Here is a 25,199-nt window from a genome sequence, read left to right as displayed (position 1 = left end):
CTAACTAATTATTTTAATCTTTCAAGCGTTGGAACGGCTGCAGTTGTGACAAGAACTGTAGCAATGACTTCAATAAGAGAGTTTGTTGTCAAAATCAAAGCAAGAAAATGTTGAAAGCTGCCACCATAGATGTTGCCGAAGAAGATGTAAATTCCTAATAGAACAAAAATGGTATTGGTCATAGATCCGACAATAGCAGCTGTTACCAAACCAGTACGATTGTGTAGCCAGCAATAGACGAAGTAAGGAGTCACTCCAATTAAAATACGTGGAACCAGTGCAATAATGAGGGAATAGAGGTTTCCATGTGAGACAAAGGGACTAAAGAGGAAACTTGCTGGTGTCAAGACCAATGTATTCATGGTCACACTAAAGAGTCCCATTAGGAGTCCCAAAATGGCTCCAATCCTAGGTCCATAAATGACGGAAGCGATAACAACAGGAATATGAACCAAGGTCGGTTGAATCCCAGACGGAACAAATTCGAGAATGAAAGACGTCACAAAATGAATGGTGAGCATCACTGCAAAAAAGATGGCAATTCGTGCAATAGCGGTTGATTTTTTCATAAAAATTTTCCTTACGAGTTTGTAGAATAGTATCTGATTTTCAGCACTATCCATAGATTAAATAATTTACTTTTTCAATCGTAGAAGCATAGGAGTGATACTTACTGTCAAAAGTCCAGCAATAACCATTTCGGCAATCGAGTTGGTTGTAAAAATGGTTGCCATTAAGGTTTTGCCACCCTGTGAGTAGAAATTAGGAATTAAAAAGTAGATACCCAAGAGTACGAAAAAGGTATTTGTAAAGGCTCCAATGACTCCAGAAAGTGTCAAGCCTAAGCGGTTTTGAAGTATCTTGTAAACAAAATACGGTAAGATACCGATTAATACACGAGGAACAATAGCAATAACAGCAGATGCCCAAGTTCCACCTTCAACAAAGGGACTAAAAAGGTAGCTGCTCACTGTGTAGATCACTGTGTTACGGACGATACTCATAAGTCCCATGAAACCACCTAAATAGGCTCCAATTTTGGGGCCATAGACGATACTAGCAATAATCACTGGAATATGTGTTAGGGTTGGTTTGATGGGGAGTACAAAAGCAGCGAAAATAGTTTGACTGAGCACTTCAATGACCACCATTGTAGCTATCAAGAGTGCCAACTGCGCCGTTTGGTTTGCCTTACTTTTCTTATTCATCTTCATCTCCTATTGTTTGTAGAAAGTTAATTTATTAGCTTAGAGTCAATTGCTTCAAGAATGACATCAATATCAGCCAAAGCACCACGTCCCGTATCTCCACAGGCGAGTACACCAGACTTAGGAAGAATTTCTTGGTAGCCAAGGTCATGCAAAGTATCTAAATTTTTCCTAGTCAATGGATTGTCATACATTTTAGTATTCATTGCTGGTGAAATTAGTTTTGGGGTGGTGCTGGGTAGTGCTAAAGCAGTAGCAGTCAGCATGTTATCAGCCATCCCGTTAGCTAACTTAGCAATAGTATTGGCTGAAGCTGGAGCAACAATAAAGAGGTCAGCTTCCTTACCTAGGTCAATATGATTGATACGGTCAGCTAATTTTTCCTCCATGACATCAGTGTGAACAGGGTTCTTCGAGAGAACTTGAAGTGTCAGAGGGGTGATAAAGGCTTGAGCAGCTTCAGTCATAATGACGTTAACGTCATAGCTTTTTTTCTTTAATCTGCTTGTTAAATCAGCTGCTTTATAGGCAGAAATTGATCCTGACACAGCCAGAATGATACGTTTAGTCATGACATATCCTTTCATATAAGGCTTGAGCAATCTCAGATTTTGTTGACACTTTCTCTTGACTTTGTTCATCAACCAGATAAGCGATATGTTGATTAGCTGAAATGTCACTTAAATCATTTGCTACAATCAGGTCAGCCTGATTACGTTTAAGACTGGTACGAGCAACCTCAAAAAGTTCCTCCTTGCTGACATTTACGAGAAGTTTGAAACCAACTAATAGAATATTGGGATTCCATTGTTTGATAAGACTAATAATCTTTGGTGTCTTCTTGAGAAAAAGAACCTGATAATCTGAAGCGGATGAAATTTTACTTTCAGAGTTAGACTTGTTTAGAAACTCTGTAAAGTCCTCACTATTTTCCAACTCATTAAAATTAGTCATATAAACAGGGGTGTAGTCTGAGACTGCCATGCTATGGATGAGAACGTCGTGTTCTTTAACGAGAGGTTCCATGGTTTCAAGAAGACTCTCTACGTTGGTAATTTCAGTAATCTTTAGATTTTCTTTTGGTTCTGGTTTAACCGCAGCTTTGGTTGTTACTAAGGTTACTTGGTGACCTTTAGCTAAAAATAATTCAGCGATTTTTTTACCAAGGTGTCCTGTTGAATGGTTTGTGATTCCTCGTACGGAATCAATTTTTTCAGTAGTACCACCCGATGTAATCAATATTTTCATAGTAGTATTGTACTAAAAATCGGTGTTTTTGTAAATAAAAGTAAGTATTCTTGGATGTTTACCATATAAAATAAAGTTATAACAATCCATAATTTTTTAAAAACCGAACAATAAAAACTATTCACTTAAAAATAATGCGTTTTTTCTATCTATTTGTTATAATAGAAGCTAAGAAAAATATAGAGGAGTGTCTCATGAAATCAGATATCGAAATTGCTCAAAGTGTAGAATTAAAACCAATCACAGAAGTAGTTGAAAAAGTTGGAATCGGCTTTGACGATTTGGAACTCTACGGAAAATACAAGGCAAAATTGTCTTTTGATAAAATCAATGCAGTCAAAGATAATAAACCAGGAAAATTGATTTTGGTTACAGCTATTAACCCAACACCAGCAGGTGAGGGTAAATCAACCATGTCAATCGGTCTTGCAGATGCTCTTAATAAAATCGGTAAGAAAACCATGATTGCCCTTCGTGAACCATCTCTTGGTCCAGTTATGGGTATCAAAGGTGGTGCTGCTGGTGGTGGTTACGCTCAAGTGCTTCCTATGGAAGATATTAACCTCCACTTCACAGGTGATATGCATGCTATCACTACAGCCAATAACGCCTTATCAGCACTTCTTGACAATCATATTCACCAAGGAAATGCACTTGGCATTGACCAACGCCGTATTATTTGGAAACGTGTCGTTGATCTTAATGACCGTGCTCTTCGTCATGTAACAGTTGGTCTTGGTGGACCGCTTAATGGTATTCCACGTGAAGATGGTTTTGATATTACTGTTGCTTCTGAAATCATGGCGATTCTTTGCTTGGCTACGGATATTAAAGATCTTAAAGAACGCTTGGCAAACATTGTAGTTGCTTACCGTTATGACCGTACGCCTGTTTATGTACGTGACCTTGAAATTGAAGGGGCATTGACTCTTATTCTTAAAGATGCCATCAAACCTAACTTAGTTCAAACGATTTATGGTACACCTGCCTTTGTTCACGGTGGTCCATTTGCCAATATTGCTCATGGATGTAACTCAGTTCTTGCAACATCTACAGCGCTTCGCTTGGCCGACTATACAATTACTGAAGCTGGTTTTGGTGCGGATCTTGGTGCTGAAAAATTCCTTGATATTAAAACGCCAAACCTTCCAACGACACCTGATGCCGTTGTTATCGTTGCTACCCTTCGTGCCCTTAAGATGCATGGTGGTGTCGCTAAAACTGACCTTTCTGAAGAAAACGTTCAAGCCGTTCGTGATGGTTTTGCTAACTTGAAACGCCACGTTGAAAATGTTCGTAAATTCGGAATTCCAGCTGTTGTTGCTATTAACGAGTTTGTTGCTGACACAGAAGCTGAGATTGCAGCCCTCAAAGAACTTTGTGCAGAAATCAATGTTCCTGTTGAATTGGCTAGTATTTGGGCTAATGGAGCTGATGGTGGTATTGACCTTGCTAATGCAGTAGTAGATGCTGTTGAAAATGGCAATGCTGATTACAAACGTCTCTATTCGGATGATGACAGCTTGGAAGAAAAGATTACTAAGATTGTTACTGAAATCTATGGTGGTAAATCAGTTGTATTTGAGAAAAAAGCTAAAACCCAACTCAAACAATTTGCAGAATTTGGTTGGGACAAATTGCCAGTATGTATGGCTAAAACACAATACAGCTTCTCTGATAATCAATTCTTACTTGGGGCTCCAGAAGGCTTCGATATCACGATTCGTGAGTTCATTCCTAAGACTGGTGCCGGCTTTATCGTAGCTCTTACAGGTAATGTCATGACCATGCCTGGTTTGCCAAAAGCCCCAGCAGCCCTCAAGATGGATGTTGCTGAAGACGGAACAGCGATTGGTTTGTTCTAATAACAAATATTTCTTGGAAACAGTGCCAGTTGGTGCTGTTTTTTTGCTCTATTTATGAAAAACTTAAGGAAGATAAGATAAACTGAGTCTTAACGAAAGAAAATAAAGCACTAGAAGATTAAGTGTATTTTCGATATAATGGGAAGACTTAGAGAGATATATGACTAGGTTTTGCACCTAGTAAGGGAGATAACTATGATTAAAATATTACTAGTTGAAGATGATTTGAGTTTGTCAAACTCAGTTTTTGATTTTTTAGATGACTTCGCTGATGTTATGCAAGTTTTTGATGGCGATGAAGGCCTTTATGAGGCTGAAAGTGGGGTTTATGATTTAATTCTTTTAGACCTTATGTTACCTGAAAAAGACGGTTTTACGGTCTTGAAAGAGTTACGTGAAAAAGGAGTCACAACACCTGTTCTCATTATGACTGCTAAGGAAAGTCTTGATGATAAGGGGCACGGTTTTGAGCTTGGCGCTGATGATTACCTTACCAAACCTTTCTATTTGGAAGAGCTAAAAATGCGTATTCAAGCACTTTTGAAACGCTCTGGTAAATTTGACCAAAACACCCTCTCTTTTGGGGATGTCCGTGTTAATCTTTCTACGAATTCAACTTTCGTGGGAGACAAAGAAGTGGAACTTCTAGGTAAAGAGTTTGATTTGCTGGTTTACTTCCTACAAAATCAAAATGTCATCCTACCTAAGTCACAAATTTTTGACCGTCTCTGGGGATTTGATAGTGATACTACCGTCTCTGTTGTTGAGGTTTATGTTTCAAAAATTCGTAAGAAATTGAAGGGGACTGACTTTGCGACTAACCTTCAAACTTTGAGAAGCGTGGGGTATATTTTGAAGAATGCTGACTAAGTTTTTCAATTATCTCTTAAGGAGAATCAAGTCAGACGGTTTTAAGACTTTTATCCATTTCTTTGCGACTTTTTCTGGTATTTTCCTCATCATGACTGTCATGATATTGCAAATTTTGAGTTATGGTGTTTACTCTAATGTCGATTCTAGTTTAAAAATTGCAGCAACCAAATCAAATTCTTATTTGGAAATGGAAATGTTGAAACGAGAACTCTTTGTGGCTTCTGAGGTAGATCAAAACAATACGACGACTATATATCAGGCATATGATACCAAAGGGTCGTCAGAGCCACCTAAATCTAGTGATAGCAACCAAGAATCTAAACCAAAAAAATCCAAGATGGAAGATGCTCCTCATGATTTATCTGTTGCAGCTAATACAAGCGTTCTTGTTCTTGATAAGAATGGCAAGGTCTTAAACGCTTTTGATAAATTTTCTAGCTTAACCAACCTCTCAATAGATAGAAGTAACCTTGATATTATTAGTCAAGGCAGTGCTCAGAACTACTTTAATCAAACGGAAAAGTATCGTTTGATTACTGAAAAGGTAGATAATAGACTATATCCTAATGCTAAGTATGTTGTTATTGCAATTAACACGACTCAGTTGGAGGAAGCGACTGAACGTTACGTTAAGCTAATCATCATTATGATGAGTTTCTTCTGGCTGTTGTCTGTAGCAGCAAGTATGTATCTGGCCAAATGGTCAAGACGTCCTATCCAAGAAAGTTTGGAAAAGCAGAAGGCCTTTGTTGAAAATGCTAGTCACGAGTTAAGAACGCCTCTTGCAGTCATTCAAAACCGTCTTGAAGTTCTTTTCCGTAAGCCAGAGAGTACAATTTTAGACAATTCGGAGAATATTGCATCAAGTCTAGATGAAGTACGTAATATGCGTCTTTTGACAACAAATCTTTTGAATTTGGCCCGTCGTGATGATGGAATTAAGCCAGAGATTGAAACGATAGATCCAGCTTTCTTTGATACTGTTTTTGCTAATTATGCGATGATTGCTGAAGAAAGTGAGAAGGGCTTTACTGCTCGAAATCAAGTTATTCGTCCTATTCAGACTGATAAAACCTTGTTGAAACAGTTGATGACGATTTTATTTGACAATGCTGTTAAATATACGGAAGATGATGGACAGGTGACCTTTACCGTTCGCACAAATGATCGTCATCTTTATATCTCTGTTGCGGATAATGGTCCTGGTATCTCAGATGCAGATAAGAAAAAAATCTTCGATCGATTTTATCGGGTGGACAAGGCCAGAACCAGACAAAAAGGTGGCTTTGGACTAGGCTTATCCTTAGCACAACAAATTGTAGTTGCACTTAAGGGAACGATTACTGTGAAGGATAATCAACCTAAAGGGACTATTTTTGAAGTTAAAATTACTGGAGTATAATTGCATGAAGAAAACCCCTGCTAGCATAAAAGCTAGCAGGGGTTGTTGTTTTTTATGATTTCTAGGCACTAAAAAAACTCCTTATGGAGCTTTAGATTAGTTAGCCAATTTAGCTGCAAGACGTGATTTATCGCGGCTTGCTTTGTTTTTATGAATCAAACCTTTTGAAGCGGCTTTATCGATGCTTGCTGATGCAGCGCGGAAAGCTTCTTCAGTTGGGTTAGCGTTGAATGCTTTAATAGCAGTACGCAAAGCTGATTTTTGAGCTGAGTTTTTTTCGTTTTGTTTAACGTTAAGTTCAGCGCGTTTGATAGCTGATTTAATATTTGCCAATGTTTTCACCTCCAAATTTATCTAACTATCTTATTATACGTTATTTTAGGTCCCTTGGCAAGCTTTTTCTATTTTTTTAAATGAATGAGGTCAATTTTGTGATTGTCACCTTTATGAAGAATGAGTTCAGCACGGTTACGTGTAGGTTCGATATAATTTTCCAAATTAACCAAGTTTATATCTCGCCAGGTCTTTTGTGCTAGAGCTAAAGCGTCTTCTTTTCTGATTTTGGTGAAACGATGGTAATAGTTTTTTTCATCATTCTTTGCGAGATCCAAAAGGGTTTGGAAGCGCTCAAGGTACCAAGTTTCAATATTATCGACACCAGCATCAATATAAAGGGAAAAGTCAAAGTAGTCTGTCATATAGAGACGTTGGTTGAGAGGGTTTTGGAAAACATTGATTCCTTCGACGATTAAAAAATTAGGTTGCTTAATCTCTTGTGTTAGCCCTGGTACAATATCGTAGATCTCATGAGAATAGACAGGAATTTCGACATCCCCACCATTTTTTATAATGTCTAAAAAATTGAGCAGTAATGGCATATCATAAGATTCGGGGAAACCTTTACGATCAAGGATTCCCTTGTCAATTAAAACTTGGTTAGGATAGAGAAAGCCATCAGTTGTGACGAGTTCGACCTTAGATTGCGGAAAAGTCCTTTGCAACAAGAGTTGGAGCAAACGACTGGTGGTTGATTTGCCGACAGCAACCGAACCCGAAACACCAATAATAAATGGACGGTTAGTCTGAGTTTTTTGCAAAAAAATACTTTTCGAGAAGGTTAAATCGTTGGCAGTTTTTTGGTAAATGCGAATGAGATTGATAAGGGGGAGATAAATATCACTGACTTCCTGAACATCGATCTTATCGTTTAGGCTTCGAATGGAATCAAGTTCTTCAGCAGTCAAGGGAGCGTTAGCCTCTTGGTGGAGACGTTGCCATTCTTTGCGAGAAATCGTCTCAAAATTGATAAATTCATTTAGCATAAGTCTCATTATAGCAGAAAAAGCAAGAAAATGTAAGCCCTATCATATAACTAGCGTTAGGATTCTATTTCTGATAAAATAGAAAAAAACTACAATTAGAAGGACACATTATGTCAAAAATGTACTATGCTGAGACGCCAGATGCGGCTCACGATATTCATGATTTAAAGGTAAATTTGCTAGGGGAAAGTTTCCAGTTTTATACGGATGCTGGGGTTTTTTCAAAAAAGATGATTGATTTCGGAAGTCAAGTGCTCTTAAATTCACTGGATTTAGAGGATGGAAAAACACTTCTGGATGTGGGATGTGGTTATGGACCACTTGGGATTAGTCTAGCCAAAGTTCAAGGTGTCAAAGTCACTATGATTGACATCAATAGTAGGGCGATTGATTTGGCTAAACAAAACGCCGAACGAAACAAGGTTGACGCAGATATTTTCCAATCTAATATCTATGAAAGTGTTACTGGAAAATTCGATTATGTTATTTCGAATCCACCTATTCGTGCCGGTAAGAAGGTTGTTCATCAAGTGATTGAAGAAGCTTATAATCATCTTAATCAAGGTGGTACTTTGACTATTGTCATTCAGAAAAAACAAGGAGCTCCTTCAGCAAAGGCTAAGATGGAAGATGTTTTTGGTAATGCTGAAGTGGTAAAAAAAGATAAGGGATATTATATCCTGAGAAGTGAGAAAATATGAGAACAGTTGATTTAATCGAGAAGAAAAGAGATGGTGGAGAATTAAGCACTGAGGAGATTACCTATCTCATCAATGGCTACGTCTCTGGTGCTATTCCAGACTATCAAATAGCCGCCTTAGCGATGGCTATTTACTATCAGGGTATGTCTATTCGTGAAATCCATGATTTAACCACGGAAATGGTGGTTTCTGGTGAGCAGTATGATTTGTCAGAGATTCCAGGAATTAAGGTTGATAAGCATTCGACCGGTGGTGTTGGTGACAAGGTCACTATTATTCTCATGCCACTTGTAGCGAGTTTTGGTGTACCGGTTGCTAAGATGAGTGGTCGTGGTCTGGGTCATACGGGAGGTACCATTGATAAGTTAGAGTCTATCAAGGGTTATCAGGTTGAGCGTACCAAGGAAGAATTTATTGAGCAGGTTAAAGCAATTGGTATTTCACTGATTGGTCAGTCAGAACACCTCGTTAAGGCTGATAAGTTGCTTTATGCTCTTCGTGATGTGACTGCTACGGTTGATTCCATTCCTCTTATCGCAAGTTCTGTCATGTCTAAAAAAATTGCAGCAGGTGCGGATAAGATTTTACTGGATGTTACCGTTGGTCAAGGTGCTTTCATGAAAAATATGTCCGATGCCGAAAAGTTGTCTGAGACCATGGTGGCATTAGGTCGTGAAGTCAATCGTGAAACAATTGCTGTTATTACTGATATGAGTCAGCCTCTAGGCAAGGCCATAGGTAACCGTTTGGAAATAACCGAAGCCCTTGAAATTATGCAAGGTAAGGGGCGTGAAGATATTACTGATTTTATCTGTGAATTGGCTGAGATATTATTGACATTAGCCCAAGTTGACGTTAGCCAAGAAGATATTCGTCACCATTTAGTCGGAGGACAAGCCCTTGCTAAGTTTGAAGAGCTTATCCAAGCTCAAGGGGGAGATTTGCAAGATCTTTATCGCCAAAGTAGTGCCCCAGTTGTGACTGAGATTTTTGCAGATGAAGCTGGCTATATTGAAGAACTACCAGCGATGGCTTTCGGGAAATTTGCTATGCAATTAGGTGCCGGTCGTGCTACAAAAACGGATAGTCTTAATTACGAAACTGGAATTGTTTTTGAAAAGAAAGTCGGTGATTCTGTGGTTCAAGGAGACCTTGTTGCTAAGGTTTATAGTCAAGAAAATTTAAATAAAAAATTGCTGACTGAATTCAAAAAAAATGTTATTATTGATAAAGTGTGTAAAAAACCGACAGAAATATTAAAAATCATTTCCTAGGTCTTCATCTAAACTTAATTAAGGAGCTTATTTATGCCTGTTAATAGCTATATTGACCATACTTTATTAAAAGCAGATGCTAATGAAGAACAGATTCATGCCTTAATTGATGAGGCTAAGGGATATCAATTTGCAAGTGTTTGCGTCAATCCAACATGGGTGAAGACTGCTGCCAACTTTCTTAAAGATAGTTCAGTTAAGGTTTGTACGGTAATAGGATTTCCGCTTGGAGCATCAACATCTACGGTCAAGGCCTTTGAGGCTAAAGATGCTATTGCTAACGGGGCTGATGAGATTGATATGGTTATCAATATCGGTGCTCTTAAGTCTGGCAATTTTAAATTAGTTGAAGATGACATTAAAGCTGTGGTAGAGTCTAGCGGTACAAAGCTTGTTAAGGTTATTATTGAAACTTGTCTTTTAACAGATGACGAAAAGGTTAAGGCATGTCAATTAGCTAAGAGTGCTGGTGCTGACTTTGTTAAGACCTCTACAGGGTTTTCTACCGGTGGTGCTACTATTGAAGACATTGCGCTCATGCGTAAGACTGTTGGTCCTGACATGGGTGTTAAGGCATCAGGTGGGGCTCGTACACTTGAAGCAGCACAAGCCTTTATCAAAGCTGGTGCTACCCGTATTGGAACGTCATCAGGTGTTGCTATTATGAAAGGGCAAGAAAGTCATGAATGCTACTAAAATAGCTCAGGTGATAGAAGCAGCTCTTTTAGCAGCAGAAAACGCCTATGTTCCCTACTCTCAGTTTAGAGTTGGAGCAGCATTGCTAACCAAAGAGGGAAAAGTTTTTCAAGGGTGTAATATTGAAAATGCATCATTTGGTTTAACCAACTGTGCAGAAAGAACAGCTATTTTTAAGGCCGTTTCTGAAGGACATCGGGATTTTACGTGTCTAGCGGTATATGGAGATACAAAAGATCCTATCTCACCCTGTGGAGCTTGTCGTCAAGTGATGGTGGAATTTTTTAAATCAGATTCTAAAGTGATTCTTATCGCTGAAGATAAATCGACAGTCGAGATGACAGTCGGAGAGTTGTTACCATACTCTTTTACAGACTTACAATAGTCTGAATTATTTTATTCTTTATTAAGCAAGTTATCTTGCAAGTTATAGGAGGAGTGTTCAAGATGAAATTGAACAAGAAAATTATCGGACTTGGCCTTGTTGCTGTAGCGGCACTTGGTCTTGCAGCTTGTGCTCGTGGTGGACGAGGTGGCTCAGCAGCTGATTCGAAAGTTAAAGCTGCAATTGTTACAGATACTGGTGGTGTTGATGATAAATCATTTAACCAATCAGCATGGGAAGGTCTTCAAGCTTGGGGGAAAGCTAACAAACTTGAAAAAGATTCAGGTTTCACTTATTTCCAATCAAACTCAGAGTCTGATTTTGCAACAAACATGTCATCAGCTGTAGACCAAAACTACAATCTTATCTTTGGTGTTGGTTTTGCACTTCACGATGCTGTTTCAGAATCAGCTAAAGATAACAAGAAAATTAATTACGTTATCATCGATGACGTGGTTAAAGACCAAAAGAACGTTGAAAGCGTATTGTTTGCCGATAACGAAGGAGCTTACCTTGCAGGTATTGCCGCAGCAATGCAATCAAAAACAAACAAAGTTGGTTTTATCGGTGGTCAAACATCTGACACAATTACACGTTTCGAAGCTGGTTTCACTGCAGGAGCTAAATCTGTAAAACCTGATATTGACGTTCAAGTTCAATACGCTGAGTCATTTTCTGATGCGGCTAAAGGTTCAACTATTGCTTCAACAATGTACGCTTCTGGCGTAGACGTTATCTATCAAGCAGCTGGTGGAACTGGTACAGGTGTCTTCACAGCAGCTAAGGATGTTAACGAAAAACTTAGCGCTGATAGCGATAAGAAAGTTTGGGTAATCGGTGTTGACCGTGACCAATCAGCAGAAGGTAACTATACATCTTCAGACAAGAAGAAATCTAACTTCGTCTTGACTTCAACAATCAAACAAGTTGGTACAGTCGTTAAAGACATTGCCAACGCTCAAGTTAAAGGCAAAAAATTTGAAGGTGGTACTACTAAGACTTATGGTATCAAAGATGGTGGTGTCGACATCGTAACATCTAATCTCCCTTCAGATATCAAAGATGCAGTCGTAAAAGCTAAAGATCAAATCAAGAATGGTGAATTGAAACCAACTGATGGTCTTAGCAAATAATAAGTTAAGTACACTTACTTAGACTTTAAACTGGGACAATTTTTGTCTCAGCAAAGGGAAGCAGTCTATGATTTCCTTTGCTGATATAATAATTATTCTTGAGAGGAGATTGTATGACAAAGCCAAATGTCATTGAGATGCACGATATTACCAAAAAATTTGGTGAATTTGTCGCAAATGATCACATCAATCTTGATGTGAGACCAGGAGAAATCCATGCCCTCCTCGGTGAAAATGGTGCGGGTAAGTCAACCTTGATGAATATGCTTGCAGGCCTTCTACAACCTACAAGTGGAACAATCAAAGTAAATGGACAAGCCGTGACGATTGATTCACCGTCTAAAGCAACGAAATTGGGGATTGGGATGGTTCACCAGCACTTTATGTTGGTTGAAGCTTTTACAGTTGCTGAAAACATCATTTTAGGTAGTGAAGTGACCAAAGCCGGTGGTGTTCTTGATATGAAGAAGGCTGTAAAGGAAATTACGGAATTGTCTCAACGATATGGTTTGGCGGTTGATCCTTCCGCTAAGATTGCAGACATCTCTGTTGGTGCCCAACAACGTGTTGAAATCCTCAAAACCTTGTACCGTGGAGCTGATATTTTGATTTTCGATGAGCCCACAGCTGTTTTGACACCTTCTGAAATAACGGAACTTCTAAACATCATGAAAACCCTGGTTAAGGAAGGTAAGTCTATTATCCTTATCACCCATAAGTTGGATGAGATTCGTGCTGTTTCTGATCGTGTTACGGTTATTAGACGTGGTAAGTCAATTGATACAGTAACTATCGAAGGTTCTACAAACGCTGATTTGGCTGAAATGATGGTTGGTCGTCATGTTTCCTTCAAGACAGAAAAAATTCCTTCAAATCCTAAAGAAGTGGTTCTTTCTATTAAGAATTTGGTGGTTAATGAAAATCGAGGCATTCCAGCTGTAAAAAACTTATCTTTAGATGTGCGTGCTGGTGAGATAATTGGTATCGCTGGTATTGATGGCAATGGTCAGACAGAACTTGTCCAAGCGATTACGGGACTTCGTAAAGTTAAATCTGGTGACATCACTATTAAGGGTGAATCTATCATTCATAAGACCACACGTCAGATTACAGAGCTAAGTGTCGGTCATATTCCTGAAGATCGTCATCGTGATGGTATGATTCTTGAGATGACAGTTGCTGAAAATATTGCTCTCCAAACTTATTACAAGGAGCCTAATTCTAAGAACGGTATTTTGAATTATAATGTCATAAACGCAAAAGCTCGTGAATTGATGAAAGAATTTGATGTTCGTGGTGCTGGAGAATTAATTGCTGGTGGTGATTTGTCAGGTGGTAACCAACAAAAAGCAGTTATCGCTCGTGAAATTGACCGTAATCCGGATCTCCTTATTGTCAGTCAACCAACTCGTGGTCTTGATGTTGGTGCCATTGAGTACATCCGTAAACGTATTATTGCAGAACGTGATAAAGGGAAGGCTGTCATTGTTGTCAGCTTTGAATTGGATGAAATTCTTGATATGTCAGACCAAATTGCCGTTATCTATGATGGTGCAATTCAAGGTATCTTAGACCCTGCTGAAACCAATAAGCAAGATCTTGGTATTCTTATGGCTGGTGGACAATTGAATAAGGAGGAAGCAAATGTCTAAAAAAACACAAAATTGGGCAGTTCCACTAATTGCTGTCCTCTTGGGAATGTTAGTTGGTGCCATTTTGATGTTAATCTTTGGTTACGATCCATTCTGGGCTTACTACGATCTTTTCTCAACGGCCTTTGGCTCTTTAAAAAATATTGGTGAAATTCTGCGTGCCATGAGTCCATTGATTCTGATTGCACTTGGTTTCTCTGTGGCATCTAAGGCGGGATTTTTCAACGTTGGTTTGCCAGGACAGGCTTTAGCTGGTTGGACTTCTGCCGTATGGTTTGCACTATCCTTCCCTGAGTTACCTAAGGTTGTTTCTATTGTTTGTACTGTTATCATTGGTCTAGTTGCCGGTGGTATTGCTGGTGCCATTCCAGGTATTCTACGTGCCTACCTAGGAACTAGTGAAGTTATCGTCACCATCATGATGAACTACATCATTTTGTATGTTGCTAACAACATTGTTCGTTTTGGTTTTACAGCTGATATGTTGCGTTCATCTGAAGCTTCTAACAAGGTGGTAGCTTCCGCAAGTTACCAAACAGATTTCCTATCTTCACTAACGGATGGGTCACGTTTCAATATTGGCTTCTTTCTTGCTATCGCAGCTGTATTCCTAGTTTGGTTCATGCTCAAAAAAACAACGACAGGGTTTGAAATTACAGCAGTTGGTCTTAACCCACATGCGTCTGAGTATGCCGGAATGTCATCAAAACGTGTTATTATCATGTCTATGATTATTTCAGGTGCACTCTGTGGCCTTGGAGGAACAGTTGAAGGACTTGGAACTTTCCAAAATGCCTTTGTCCAAAATTCTTCATTGGCTATCGGTTGGAATGGTATGGCCGTTGCCCTCTTAGCAACAAATTCACCTATTGGTATTCCATTTGCGGCTCTTCTTTATGGTGTCTTGTCTGTTGGAAAGACTGGTATGATTGGTGTACCATCAGAAATTATTGATGTTGTGTCAGCCTTGATTATCTTCTTCGTTGGTGCCAACTATATTATTAAATATTGGATTCGCCCTCGTCATAAAACAGTGAAAGCTAAAGGAGGACAAAACTAATATGGACTTTATTACAATCTTAGCCTTAATCGTTGCCTCTATGCTGAAGTATTCAGCGCCACTGATTTTCACAAGTATCGGTGGTACTTTCTCTGAACGAGGTGGTATCGTAAACGTCGGCCTTGAAGGAATCATGGTAATCGGTGCCTTTGCAGGTGTTCTCTTTAACTTAAATTTTGCGGATAGTTTTGGCAATGCAACACCTTGGATTGCGGCCTTGGTAGCAGGACTTATTGGGCTTCTTTATTCCTTGCTTCACGCTGTTGCGACAATTAACTTCCGTGCGGACCATGTTGTCTCTGGTACAGTGTTGAACCTTATTGCACCTTCTTTGGCAGTCTTTTTAACACGTGTTCTCTTTGGTGCAGGTCAAACACCAGCTATCAGTCATAACTTTAAAACTGTATCTTTCCCAATCTTGAGTCACATTCCTCTTTTGGGTAAGATTTTCTTCACGAATGTTTCCTTGATTGCTTATGCAGCCATCTTGGTTTCGGTAGCATCATGGTGGCTTATCTTTAAGACTCGCTTTGGTTTGCGTCTTCGTTCAGTCGGAGAACACCCACAGGCAGCAGATACACTTGGGATTAACGTCTACCGTATGCGTTACTATGGCGTTATGATTTCAGGTTTCCTTGGTGGTGTTGGTGGTGCGGTTTATGCACAATCAATCTCTAACAACTTTGCCATTACAACGATTGCAGGTCCTGGTTTCATCGCCTTGGCTGCCATGATTTTCGGTCGTTGGAGCCCAATTGGTGCTATGCTCTCAAGTTTGTTCTTTGGATTGTCACAATCATTGGCAATCATTGGAAAACAGTTGCCTTTTATTTCACATGTACCAAACGTCTATTTGCAAATTGCACCATATATCTTGACAATTATTGTTTTGGCTGCATTCTTCGGTAAAGCCGTTGCACCTAAAGCAGATGGTGTTAACTATATTAAATCTAAATAAGCTCGCTAAAGAGTCTCAGATGAGAAGGCCTAAGGGTCTTCTTTTTCTATACTCAAAAAGCCCAACATTGCCAAAGTGAGAACGGCAGTGATGAGCCTATCTTTTTATGAAAAATGTGGGTTAAAGACTTTTTCGTGACCGATAGTGGTGTCCCATCCATGACCTGGGAAAACGCGATAGTGATTAGGAAGAGTGAAGAGTTGCTTTTGAATGCTAGAGAGTAACTGGTCGTGGTTACCTGTTGGAAGGTCCCATCGCCCAACTGTTTCTTTAAAGAGGGCGTCACCAGAAAAAATAGTCTCTTCCTTGTCAAAGATAAAGGAAACACCGCCAATAGAATGTCCAGGAGTTGGAACAACTTTAAAATAAAAGTCGCTAATGTTATAGTCCTTGGTGAAATCAAAGTAGTAGTCAGCAGGATTGACAATCACATCCTCCATATCATCATGACGTGGAAGACCAGATAAATTATCAACAGGATTCATCAACCAGTCTTTTTCAGCCTCAGCGACATAAACAGGAGGATGCTTATGCGCTTGACGGATAGCTTCAACACTCATAATGTGATCGTAATGCGTGTGGGTCAAAAGGATAGCTGCGATGGGTTTGGAAATAACTTCAAGCTCTGTCAAGATTTTAGAAGTATCACTTCCTGGATCAATGACTAAACAAGCTGTATCGTTTTCTAAAATATAGGTATTCTCCTGAGCAACAGGGTTTAAAATTCGTTTTATTTTCATAGGACTAGTGTAACACGATTTTTAGGCTTTTTCCATTGTTGGAATAAAGACTTTGTCTTTTTTTGGTGTTTTGGATATGCTATAATAAGGTCACTATGAGTGAAAAAAACACCAATAAATATGCCATTGTTGATTTGGAAGCAACATCTGCCTCGTCAATGGCTAGTATTATACAGGTGGGAATTGTCATCATGCAAAATGGTCAGGTGATTGACGAATTTGCAAGTGATGTGAACCCGCACCAAAAACTCGATGATCATATTATTCATTTGACGGGTATTACAGATCAGCAGTTAGCTCAGGCACCAGATTTCTCAGAAATCGCTCGCACGATTTTTGACTTAATTGAAGATTGTATTTTTGTTGCCCATAATGTCAAATTTGATGCCAACCTACTCTCAGAAGCTCTTTTCATGGAGGGCTATGAATTAAGGACACCCCGTGTTGATACAGTTGAGTTGGCTCAGGTTTTTTATCCGACATTGGAACACTATAAACTCTCTCATTTATCTAAGGTCTTAAATCTTGACTTAGCTCAAGCCCATACTGCTATTGAGGATGCAAGGGCTACAGGTCAACTTCTTTTTCATTTAATGGATAAAATAGCTAGTTTACCTAGACAAACCATTGATTTACTCTTGACCTTTTCTGATAATTTGCTTTTTGAGTCTGAGTTAGTCATTCGTGATGCCATAAGAGGACAAAAGCATGAACTTGCGAAAGAGTATATCATGCTTGAGGAGTCTGGTATTGTCCTTCGAAAGCCATTGACTTATAAGAACGAACGCAAATTATCTCAAGATTTTGAAACCAATATTGCACTCCTAGGTTTGGAAACAAGACATAAGCAAGAAAAATTTGCTGAGGCGGTCAGAAAAGAACTGGATAATACTGACATTTCCATGATTCAAGCTCAGACAGGAATTGGGAAAACATATGGCTATCTTCTTCCCATTTTGGCACAAGCAAATGTAGATAAAGTCGTTGTAGCTGTTCCGACCAAGCTTCTTCAGAATCAAATTATGAGTCAAGAAGCTAAAAGTTTAGCTGAAATCTTTAATATTAATTTTCACAGCCTTAAGGGACCGCAGAATTATATTAAGTTGGATGCCTTTTATCAAACCTTACTACGTCAGGATAGTAATCGTTTGGTCAATCGCTATAAGATGCAACTTTTGGTTTGGTTGACAGAGACGGAGACTGGTGATCTTGACGAGATAAGACAGAAGCAACGCTACATGGCTTATTTTGATGAGATTAAACATGATGGTAAGTTAAAGGCAGATAGTCTTTTTAGGGATTACGATTTTTGGCAACAGTCCTATCAAAAGGCTCAAGAGGCTAAAGTTGTTGTCACTAATCATGCCTATCTCTTAACCCGTATGGAGGATGACCATGATTTTGTCAGAGGGAAAACGCTTGTCATTGATGAGGGGCAAAAGATGGTTCTGGCTTTAGAACAATTTTCTCGTTACCAAGTGAATTTAACAAGTCTTTTGCAACAGATCCATCGTATTCTTGATCATGGTAACCCATCCTTACTGCAACAGCGTTTACTTGAAAATTTGCAGTTTGAAATTAGTCATTTGATTCAGGAACACCAACAATTCCCACAAAAACAGTATAATCGTCAGCAATTAGATTGTTTGCTTCAGACCATAACTGAACTTGAAGGGGAAAGCGGTTTGGTGGAAATGTTATCTCCATTGCAAACACCCCTTTACAGCCATTTTTGGCTTGAAACTGACTACTATCAGGAACATCGGGTGTCTTATCTAAAGGCTTCACGTCAGGAACTTTTGAAACTGTCTGCCTATCTTCCGAGTGCTCAGAAGGTGTTGATTGTCTCAGCAACCATTGATATTGGTCCTGAAGTTGATGTGGCAGATTTATTAGGGCTAAATCAGGTGCATAAGGTTAGTCTTCCAATGGACAACCTTCTCAGTCAGGCAATTTGGATTGATCAAAGCATGCCTATGATTGGTGTTGTATCTGAAGAAGACTATGATAAAGCTGTCGCAAAACGTCTTCAGAAGTTGACTAAAACGGAATATCCTATATTAGTCTTATTCACATCTCGAAAAAGCATGTTAGCTGTCTCAGATTTGCTGGATTTACAGGAAGTACATCACCTCACTCAAGAAAAGAACGGTACGGCTTTTAACGTCAAAAAACGTTTTGATAGAGGTGAGACTAATATGCTTCTTGGAATGGGTTCTTTCTGGGAAGGTGTTGATTTTGCTCAACAAGATAGGGTTATTGAGGTCATCGCACGTCTTCCATTTGACAATCCTAAAGATCCATTCTATCAAAAATTGGAGTCGTGGTTTTCTAAACAAGGAAAGCATACTTTTAATAGCTACAGTCTTCCTATGACAATTTTGCGTTTTAAACAGGCTATTGGGCGTTCGCAAAGACGTCCGGATCAGCGTTCAGCTATACTTCTTTTAGACAACCGCCCCCTAGTCAAGAGCTATGGGAAGCTATTTTTGAAAGAAGTATCTCAAGAGATTTCGCTTGAACGAACTAAATTTAAGATATTCAATGAAGATATCCAGACATTTCTGCAAAAGGAAAGTTAGCTATATAATATCAATCAAATTTTAAGATGAAAGAGTTTCTCAGACCTAAAAAGATGACGTTAAATATCCATTACTAGCGACATAGCTATGTAAAGATTTATCATTTTCTGATATAATAATTTCAGAAACTTTTTTAGGAGAAATTATGCGTAAACAACGATCAGCTTTGGCGAAAAAGCAACAGATTATTTTGGGAATAATTACAATCGTTGCGACCTTAATTGCCTCTATGACAGCTTTACTGATTGTAGCGACAAAGCCCTATATTGATGCTGAAAAGCAAGTGATTGCCATAGCTGAGAGTAAGGCGGATATTAGGACTGTTTCTGAATTTGATATCTACCATGGTCTGGAGACTTATTATGGTCTTCTTGGTAAAACGAGTAAAGGTGAAAAGCTTGCCCTCATTGTCAGTAAAGATTCAGGTGTGGTTGATATTTACAAGCAGTCTGATGGTATTAGTAAGTCGGTAGCAGAGAAAGCTGCCAAGGCGTATGGTGCTAAGAAGATATCTTATGTGCATTTAGGAAAGTATAAGAAAACTCCTATTTGGGAAGTGAAGTCAGGAACCAAGTATTTTCTGGTCGATTTTATCTCGGGTCAGGTTATTAAAGTGGAAGGACTATAAAAATGACAAAATTATCAAATCGTGTATTAGAAATGGGTGAAAGTGTTACTTTAGCAGCCAGTGCGCGTGCTAAAGCCCTAAAAGCTCAAGGACGTGATATCTTGAGTTTGACACTTGGAGAGCCAGATTTCGTTACTCCAAAGAATATTCAGAAAGCTGCTATTGCCTCTATCGAAAGTGGTAAAGCAAGTTTTTATACCGTAGCCTCTGGTCTCCCAGAACTCAAAGAAGCTATCGGTAGCTATATGGACAAATTCTATGGTTATTCTGTAAAACCAAATGAAGTTGTAGTCGGAACGGGTGCTAAGTTTATTTTGTACGCTTTCTTTGCTACTGTTATCAATCCTGGTGACGAAGTAATCATTCCAACGCCTTGTTGGGTTTCTTATGTAGATCAAGTGAAAATGGTTGAAGGTGTTCCGGTCACTTTCCAAACGACTGAAGCAAATCACTTTAAAGCTACAGTAGAACAGCTTGAGGCAGCTCGCACTGAAAAAACGAAAGTGGTCTTGCTTAATTCGCCATCAAATCCAACCGGAATGATTTATAGCAAGGAAGAATTACAAGCAATTGGCGATTGGGCAGTTGAGCATGATATTTTGATTTTAGCTGATGATATCTATGGTCGCTTGGTATACAATGGCAATAGTTTCACACCGATTTCAAGTCTTTCTGATGCCATTCGTAATCAAACTATTGTCATCAATGGTGTTTCAAAGACTTATGCCATGACAGGTTGGCGTGTTGGTTTTGCTGTTGGTGATCCAGAGATTATTGCAGGTATGGCTAAGGTCATCAGTCAAACAACCTCTAATCTTACAGCCGTTTCTCAATACGCTGCTATTGAGGCTTTGACAGGAGATCAAACTTCTATCGAAGAAATGCGTCAAGCTTTTGAAGAACGTTTGAATACCATCTACCCACTCTTAGCTGAAGTGCCTGGATTTGAAGTTATCAAACCTCAAGGTGCCTTCTACCTCTTCCCTAATGTTAAAAAGGCTATGGAAATCAAAGGATATACAGATGTCAATGATTTTACCAATGCTATCCTTGAAGAGGCTGAAGTCGCATTGGTAACTGGAGCAGGATTTGGTGCTCCTGAAAATATTCGTCTCAGCTATGCTACAGACCTAGATACTTTGAAAGAGGCTGTTGGCCGAATCAAAGCATTTATGGAAAAATAAATTTTAATATAGATCAACAGAAAAGAGAAGTAATTTACATGTCTAAACAATTAGTTTCAATTATTGATGTGCCTAAACATGTTGGTGAAGAAATCACTATTGGTGCCTGGGTAGCTAACAAATCTGGAAAAGGGAAATTGGCCTTTCTTCAGTTGCGTGATGGGACTGCTTTCTTCCAAGCTGTCGTTTTCAAACCTAACTTTATCGAAAAATACGGTGAAGAAGAAGGTACTGAAAAATTTAATGTTGTCAAACACCTTAGTCAAGAAACATCTGTCTATGTGACAGGTGTGGTCAAAGAAGATGAGCGCTCTAAATTTGGTTATGAGCTTGATGTAACAGCAGTGGAAGTTATTGGTAAATCTGAAGATTATCCAATCACACCCAAAGAACACGGTACAGACTTCTTGATGGATAATCGTCACCTTTGGTTGCGTTCACGTAAGCAAATGGCTATCCAACAAATTCGTAATGCCATTATCTATGCAACTTATGATTTCTTTGATAAAAATGGCTTCATCAAATTTGATAGTCCAATCTTGTCTGGTAACGCTGCCGAAGATTCAACAGAATTGTTTGAGACAGACTACTTTGGAACACCTGCTTTCTTGAGCCAATCTGGTCAGCTTTATCTTGAAGCTGGTGCTATGGCTCTTGGTCGTGTCTTTGACTTTGGTCCTGTTTTCCGTGCTGAAAAATCAAAAACACGTCGTCATTTGACTGAGTTTTGGATGATGGATGCTGAGTATTCATTCTTATCACATGATGAGTCGCTTGATTTGCAAGAAGCATATGTCAAAGCTCTTATTCAAGGCGTTATTGACCGTGCACCACAAGCTCTTGAAATTCTTGAACGTGATGTCGATCTTCTTAAGAAATACATTGCTGAGCCTTTCAAGCGTGTGTCTTATGATGAAGCAATCGACCTTCTTCAAGCACATGAAAATGACGAAGATACAGACTACGAGCATCTTGAACATGGGGATGACTTTGGTTCACCACATGAAACTTGGATTTCTAACTATTTTGGTGTTCCAACATTCGTTGTTAACTATCCAGCAAGTTTCAAGGCATTCTACATGAAACCAGTTCCTGGTAATCCTGAGCGTGTTCTTTGTGCCGATCTTTTGGCACCTGAAGGTTACGGAGAAATCATCGGTGGTTCAATGCGTGAGGATGACTACGATGCGCTTGTTGCTAAGATGGATGAACTCGGTATGGATCGCACAGAATACGAATTCTACCTTGACCTTCGTAAATACGGTTCAGTACCTCACGGTGGTTTTGGTATTGGTATTGAACGTATGGTTACCTTTGTAGCTGGTACGAAACACATTCGTGAAGCTATTCCATTCCCACGTATGTTGCACCGTATCAAACCATAAGTCAATTTTCTAGGAGTGCAGGTGTATGAAAAGATGGTTACTTGGCTTGTCAGCCTTACTTTGTTTGGTTTTAATGGTTGCTTGTAGCAAATCTGCTCCCTCTTTACAAGGTGAGTGGAAAGCTCAGGACGCTCTGAAAAAAGATTATAAGATCATTTTTAAGAAAGATAAAGTAACGATTGGTAAGCAGGACTATGACTATACTTTGAATGGTCCTAAAGCTAAAGATGGTTTTACTTATTATTCTCTTAAGTTGAAAGACCAGGGAAATGAAACCAGTTATACTGTATTTTTCCCCACAAAATCAAAAGAGACAGCCCTCTTTTTGCAACCCAATGATGACAAAGAGCCCGTGAAAGGCCAAATGCTCTTTGCGCTCAATAAAAAAGAAAAGCCAGATTACTATGACTATGTCAAAAAGTATCTGAAATAATAAGAGAAGGATTAGTCTTGAGCTAATTCTTTTCTTTTTGAAAATATCTGTTTCAATTTTCAGAATATTTTGCTATAATAACAGCATATTAGACAAAGGAGAAAAATTATCATGGCAAAAACTATTCATACTGATAAAGCACCCGCAGCAATCGGTCCTTATGTTCAAGGTAAAATCGTAGGAAATCTTTTGTTTGCTTCTGGTCAAGTACCATTGTCACCAGAAACAGGTGAAATCATTGGTGAAACCATTCAAGAACAAACAGAACAAGTGCTAAAAAATGTTGGTGCCATTTTGGTGGAAGCTGGAACAGATTTTGATCATGTTGTCAAAACAACATGCTTCCTAAGTGACATTAACGATTTCGTTCCATTTAACGAAGTTTATGCAACTGCATTTAAAGCTGACTTCCCTGCTCGTTCAGCAGTTGAAGTGGCACGCTTGCCAAAAGACGTTAAAATTGAAATCGAAGTTATTGCTGAGATTGATTAATGAAGAGAGCCTTGGCTCTTTTCTTTTTGGCTCAACTGTGATAAACTATAGCTGAAATAAATATTCGATGTTTGGGAGACACCATCGCTAAAAAAAACCAGTAATGGCGTTTTTTGGCTCCCTCTAGGGAGCTTTTTATGTGTCTCAAACATCAGAGATAAAGAGGAATATTATGAATCGTCAATCTGCTTTGGTCGTCTTTAGTGGCGGTCAAGACTCTACAACCTGCCTATTTTGGGCTTTAAAACATTATGAAACTGTTGAACTAGTTACTTTTGCTTACGGGCAACGTCATAGCTTGGAAATTGAAGTAGCTAAAGAGATTGCAAAAGAACAAGGTCTTAAACACCATGTTTTGGATATGTCCTTGCTTGGACAAATTACTGAAAATGCCTTAACATCTGATATCGAGATTGAGTCTGAAGAAGGTGAAGTGCCTAATACCTTTGTGGACGGGCGTAATCATCTTTTCCTTTCTTTCGCTGCTGTGTTGGCTAAGCAACGTGGGATTACTGATATTGTGACAGGTGTTTGTGAGACTGACTTTTCTGGTTATCCGGACTGTCGTGATGTCTTTGTCAAATCACTTAATGTCACACTTAACCTTGCAATGGCCTATGATTTTGTCATCCAAACGCCACTCATGTGGTTGGATAAGGCTGAGACTTGGGCGTTGGCTGACCAACTGGGAGCTTTTGACTATGTTCGTGAAAAAACGCTGACTTGCTATAACGGTATCATAGGTACAGGATGTGGGGAATGTCCTGCCTGTCATTTGCGTCAAAGAGGTCTTGAAAAATATCTTGCAGAAAGAGGAGAGGCTTAATGTTTTTTGCACCTAAAGAAATCAAGACTGAAACAGGTGAGTCTTTGGTTTATAATCCTCACCGTACATTGGTTTCTAAAGAGTTTACTTTTGATGCTGCCCATCATCTCTTTCATTATGAAGGAAAATGCAAGTCCCTTCATGGTCATACTTATCATCTCCAGATTGCAGTCAGTGGGTATTTGGATGAGTGTGGCATGACCTATGATTTTGGTGACCTTAAGAGCATTTACAAGGATCATTTGGAACCTCATCTGGATCACCGTTATCTCAATGAGACTTTGCCTTATATGAACACGACTGCGGAAAATATGGTTTTCTGGATTTTTCAGACGACGAGTCAACATCTGTCTGGTAAAAGAGGACTTCGTTTGGAATATGTCCGCCTTTATGAGACGCCAACAGCTTTTGCAGAGTTTAGACGGGAGTGGTTGGATGACTAGGGAACGCATACTTAAACTACCAGTACTTGAAATTTTTGGACCGACCTTTCAAGGGGAAGGTCGAGCCATCGGGCAAAAGACCATGTTTGTGAGAACAGCAGGGTGTGATTACCACTGTGATTGGTGTGATTCAGCCTTCACTTGGGATGGCTCAGAGAAGCCAACTCGTATGACAGCTGATGAAGTGATTGCAGCTTTGGATGCGCTCGGTACCTATGACTATGTTACTCTATCTGGAGGAAATCCAGCGCTTTTAGCAGCCAATATGGCGGAACTCGTTTCAAAACTCAAGGCGAGAGGCGTAACTTTGGCTGTTGAAACCCAAGGATCTCGTTGGCAGGAGTGGCTAAGAGATATTGATCAGGTCACTCTAAGCCCTAAACCACCATCATCAAAGATGGAAGTCAATTTGGAAACACTTGATTTTATTGTCTCTCAGCTTGATCCTGATAAAGTGACCTTCAAGGTTCCCGTTTTTGACGATGCTGACTTGGATTTTGCTAAAATGATTCAGGAACGGTATCAGCCAGATGTGATGTTTCTCTCAGCTGGTAATCCTGAACCCAAAGCAGAAGGAAATATTGTCCAGCACCAACTAGAACGCCTCAAAGAACTCTGGGAGACAGTAGCTGCAGATGATTCGTGGGGGAACGTCCGTGTCCTCCCTCAACTGCATACCCTACTTTACGACAATGAGCGTGGTGTCTAG

27 protein-coding genes are annotated in these 25,199 nt (G+C 39.3%); 20 read left to right on the top strand and 7 right to left on the bottom strand.

Features of this window, described 5'->3' with window-relative positions:
• Positions 1 to 8 precede the first annotated feature (8 nt).
• From PCY14_RS05055 to PCY14_RS05040, 4 genes are all read right to left on the bottom strand, one after another.
• On the bottom strand, positions 9 to 569 hold the full coding sequence (locus PCY14_RS05055; protein ID WP_164376454.1) for an ECF transporter S component: 561 nt from the start codon (positions 567 to 569) through the stop codon (positions 9 to 11).
• A 66-nt stretch (positions 570 to 635) separates the two neighbouring features.
• On the bottom strand, positions 636 to 1,208 hold the full coding sequence (locus tag PCY14_RS05050) for an ECF transporter S component (protein WP_021145209.1): 573 nt from the start codon (positions 1,206 to 1,208) through the stop codon (positions 636 to 638).
• 26 nt (positions 1,209 to 1,234) lie between these two features.
• Positions 1,235 to 1,780 (bottom strand): phosphopantothenoylcysteine decarboxylase, encoded by a 546-nt coding sequence (coaC, locus tag PCY14_RS05045; RefSeq protein ID WP_021151769.1) that lies wholly within the window; start codon positions 1,778 to 1,780, stop codon positions 1,235 to 1,237.
• Complete coding sequence (locus tag PCY14_RS05040; RefSeq protein WP_293931345.1) at positions 1,773 to 2,456, bottom strand: phosphopantothenate--cysteine ligase; 684 nt, start codon at positions 2,454 to 2,456, stop codon at positions 1,773 to 1,775. Before PCY14_RS05040 ends, coaC begins: the two co-directional genes overlap by 8 nt.
• Positions 2,457 to 2,650: 194 nt before the next feature.
• On the opposite strand from PCY14_RS05040, the gene PCY14_RS05035 reads away from it, so the two are divergent.
• The 3 genes from PCY14_RS05035 to PCY14_RS05025 all read left to right on the top strand — a co-directional run bounded on the left by PCY14_RS05035 (position 2,651) and on the right by PCY14_RS05025 (position 6,596).
• Positions 2,651 to 4,321, top strand: a complete 1,671-nt coding sequence (locus PCY14_RS05035; protein WP_293930941.1) for a formate--tetrahydrofolate ligase — start codon at positions 2,651 to 2,653, stop codon at positions 4,319 to 4,321.
• Positions 4,322 to 4,516: 195 nt separating this feature from the next.
• Positions 4,517 to 5,191: a response regulator transcription factor gene (locus PCY14_RS05030; protein WP_164376450.1), complete on the top strand. Its 675-nt coding sequence runs from the start codon at positions 4,517 to 4,519 to the stop codon at positions 5,189 to 5,191.
• A complete protein-coding gene (locus PCY14_RS05025) occupies positions 5,181 to 6,596 on the top strand; it encodes a HAMP domain-containing sensor histidine kinase (protein ID WP_164376449.1) in 1,416 nt (471 codons plus the stop codon). Before PCY14_RS05030 ends, PCY14_RS05025 begins: the two co-directional genes overlap by 11 nt.
• Before the next feature lie 96 nt (positions 6,597 to 6,692).
• Here the strand turns inward: PCY14_RS05025 and rpsT are convergent, their stop codons facing one another.
• Positions 6,693 to 6,929 (bottom strand): 30S ribosomal protein S20, encoded by a 237-nt coding sequence (gene rpsT, locus PCY14_RS05020; protein ID WP_003093369.1) that lies wholly within the window; start codon positions 6,927 to 6,929, stop codon positions 6,693 to 6,695.
• 68 nt (positions 6,930 to 6,997) lie between these two features.
• The gene (gene coaA, locus PCY14_RS05015) at positions 6,998 to 7,918 is read right to left on the bottom strand and encodes a type I pantothenate kinase (RefSeq protein WP_060933758.1); all 921 of its coding nucleotides are present in this window, start codon (positions 7,916 to 7,918) and stop codon (positions 6,998 to 7,000) included.
• Positions 7,919 to 8,028: 110 nt separating this feature from the next.
• On the opposite strand from coaA, the gene PCY14_RS05010 reads away from it, so the two are divergent.
• The 8 genes from PCY14_RS05010 (at position 8,029) to PCY14_RS04975 (ending at position 15,777) form a co-directional block, all read left to right on the top strand.
• The gene (locus PCY14_RS05010) at positions 8,029 to 8,619 is read left to right on the top strand and encodes a class I SAM-dependent methyltransferase (protein WP_164376447.1); all 591 of its coding nucleotides are present in this window, start codon (positions 8,029 to 8,031) and stop codon (positions 8,617 to 8,619) included.
• Positions 8,616 to 9,893, top strand: a complete 1,278-nt coding sequence (locus tag PCY14_RS05005) for a pyrimidine-nucleoside phosphorylase (protein WP_060933760.1) — start codon at positions 8,616 to 8,618, stop codon at positions 9,891 to 9,893. The genes PCY14_RS05010 and PCY14_RS05005 overlap by 4 nt, the downstream gene beginning before the upstream one ends.
• A gap of 33 nt (positions 9,894 to 9,926) precedes the next feature.
• Positions 9,927 to 10,589, top strand: a complete 663-nt coding sequence (gene deoC / locus PCY14_RS05000; protein WP_164376446.1) for a deoxyribose-phosphate aldolase — start codon at positions 9,927 to 9,929, stop codon at positions 10,587 to 10,589.
• Positions 10,576 to 10,974, top strand: a complete 399-nt coding sequence (locus PCY14_RS04995; protein WP_164376445.1) for a cytidine deaminase — start codon at positions 10,576 to 10,578, stop codon at positions 10,972 to 10,974. The genes deoC and PCY14_RS04995 overlap by 14 nt, the downstream gene beginning before the upstream one ends.
• A 68-nt stretch (positions 10,975 to 11,042) precedes the next feature.
• Entirely contained in the window at positions 11,043 to 12,107 is a 1,065-nt protein-coding gene (locus PCY14_RS04990; RefSeq protein ID WP_204322919.1) for a BMP family protein, read from the top strand.
• A gap of 113 nt (positions 12,108 to 12,220) precedes the next feature.
• Entirely contained in the window at positions 12,221 to 13,759 is a 1,539-nt protein-coding gene (locus PCY14_RS04985; protein ID WP_293922213.1) for an ABC transporter ATP-binding protein, read from the top strand.
• Positions 13,752 to 14,819, top strand: coding sequence for an ABC transporter permease (locus PCY14_RS04980; RefSeq protein ID WP_293922215.1), 1,068 nt, complete (start codon positions 13,752 to 13,754; stop codon positions 14,817 to 14,819). Before PCY14_RS04985 ends, PCY14_RS04980 begins: the two co-directional genes overlap by 8 nt.
• A gap of 1 nt (position 14,820) precedes the next feature.
• Positions 14,821 to 15,777, top strand: a complete 957-nt coding sequence (locus PCY14_RS04975; RefSeq protein ID WP_021145231.1) for an ABC transporter permease — start codon at positions 14,821 to 14,823, stop codon at positions 15,775 to 15,777.
• Between the two features lie 104 nt (positions 15,778 to 15,881).
• Here the strand turns inward: PCY14_RS04975 and PCY14_RS04970 are convergent, their stop codons facing one another.
• Positions 15,882 to 16,517 (bottom strand): MBL fold metallo-hydrolase, encoded by a 636-nt coding sequence (locus PCY14_RS04970; protein ID WP_021145232.1) that lies wholly within the window; start codon positions 16,515 to 16,517, stop codon positions 15,882 to 15,884.
• Positions 16,518 to 16,612: 95 nt separating this feature from the next.
• On the opposite strand from PCY14_RS04970, the gene PCY14_RS04965 reads away from it, so the two are divergent.
• The 9 genes from PCY14_RS04965 (at position 16,613) to queE (ending at position 25,199) form a co-directional block, all read left to right on the top strand.
• Positions 16,613 to 19,099, top strand: a complete 2,487-nt coding sequence (locus PCY14_RS04965; RefSeq protein ID WP_301363219.1) for a bifunctional DnaQ family exonuclease/ATP-dependent helicase — start codon at positions 16,613 to 16,615, stop codon at positions 19,097 to 19,099.
• A 145-nt stretch (positions 19,100 to 19,244) separates the two neighbouring features.
• Positions 19,245 to 19,727, top strand: coding sequence for a DUF5590 domain-containing protein (locus PCY14_RS04960; RefSeq protein ID WP_021151783.1), 483 nt, complete (start codon positions 19,245 to 19,247; stop codon positions 19,725 to 19,727).
• Between the two features lie 2 nt (positions 19,728 to 19,729).
• On the top strand, positions 19,730 to 20,911 hold the full coding sequence (locus tag PCY14_RS04955; RefSeq protein ID WP_293919538.1) for a pyridoxal phosphate-dependent aminotransferase: 1,182 nt from the start codon (positions 19,730 to 19,732) through the stop codon (positions 20,909 to 20,911).
• Between the two features lie 38 nt (positions 20,912 to 20,949).
• Complete coding sequence (asnS, locus tag PCY14_RS04950; protein WP_021151786.1) at positions 20,950 to 22,296, top strand: asparagine--tRNA ligase; 1,347 nt, start codon at positions 20,950 to 20,952, stop codon at positions 22,294 to 22,296.
• Between the two features lie 25 nt (positions 22,297 to 22,321).
• Complete coding sequence (locus PCY14_RS04945) at positions 22,322 to 22,729, top strand: hypothetical protein (RefSeq protein ID WP_060933766.1); 408 nt, start codon at positions 22,322 to 22,324, stop codon at positions 22,727 to 22,729.
• Between the two features lie 111 nt (positions 22,730 to 22,840).
• Positions 22,841 to 23,221: a RidA family protein gene (locus PCY14_RS04940; protein WP_060933767.1), complete on the top strand. Its 381-nt coding sequence runs from the start codon at positions 22,841 to 22,843 to the stop codon at positions 23,219 to 23,221.
• Positions 23,222 to 23,393: 172 nt separating this feature from the next.
• Entirely contained in the window at positions 23,394 to 24,047 is a 654-nt protein-coding gene (gene queC, locus PCY14_RS04935) for a 7-cyano-7-deazaguanine synthase QueC (protein WP_008534792.1), read from the top strand.
• Positions 24,047 to 24,490 (top strand): 6-carboxytetrahydropterin synthase QueD, encoded by a 444-nt coding sequence (queD, locus tag PCY14_RS04930; RefSeq protein ID WP_021151789.1) that lies wholly within the window; start codon positions 24,047 to 24,049, stop codon positions 24,488 to 24,490. The genes queC and queD overlap by 1 nt, the downstream gene beginning before the upstream one ends.
• On the top strand, positions 24,483 to 25,199 hold the full coding sequence (queE, locus tag PCY14_RS04925) for a 7-carboxy-7-deazaguanine synthase QueE (RefSeq protein ID WP_021151790.1): 717 nt from the start codon (positions 24,483 to 24,485) through the stop codon (positions 25,197 to 25,199). Before queD ends, queE begins: the two co-directional genes overlap by 8 nt.

The organism is Streptococcus sp. SV2 (genome assembly GCF_030440175.1).
GTDB lineage: Bacteria > Bacillota > Bacilli > Lactobacillales > Streptococcaceae > Streptococcus > Streptococcus raffinosi.
The sequence above is the reverse complement of the archived record's forward strand: the minus strand, read 5'-3'. Positions and strand labels throughout refer to the sequence as shown.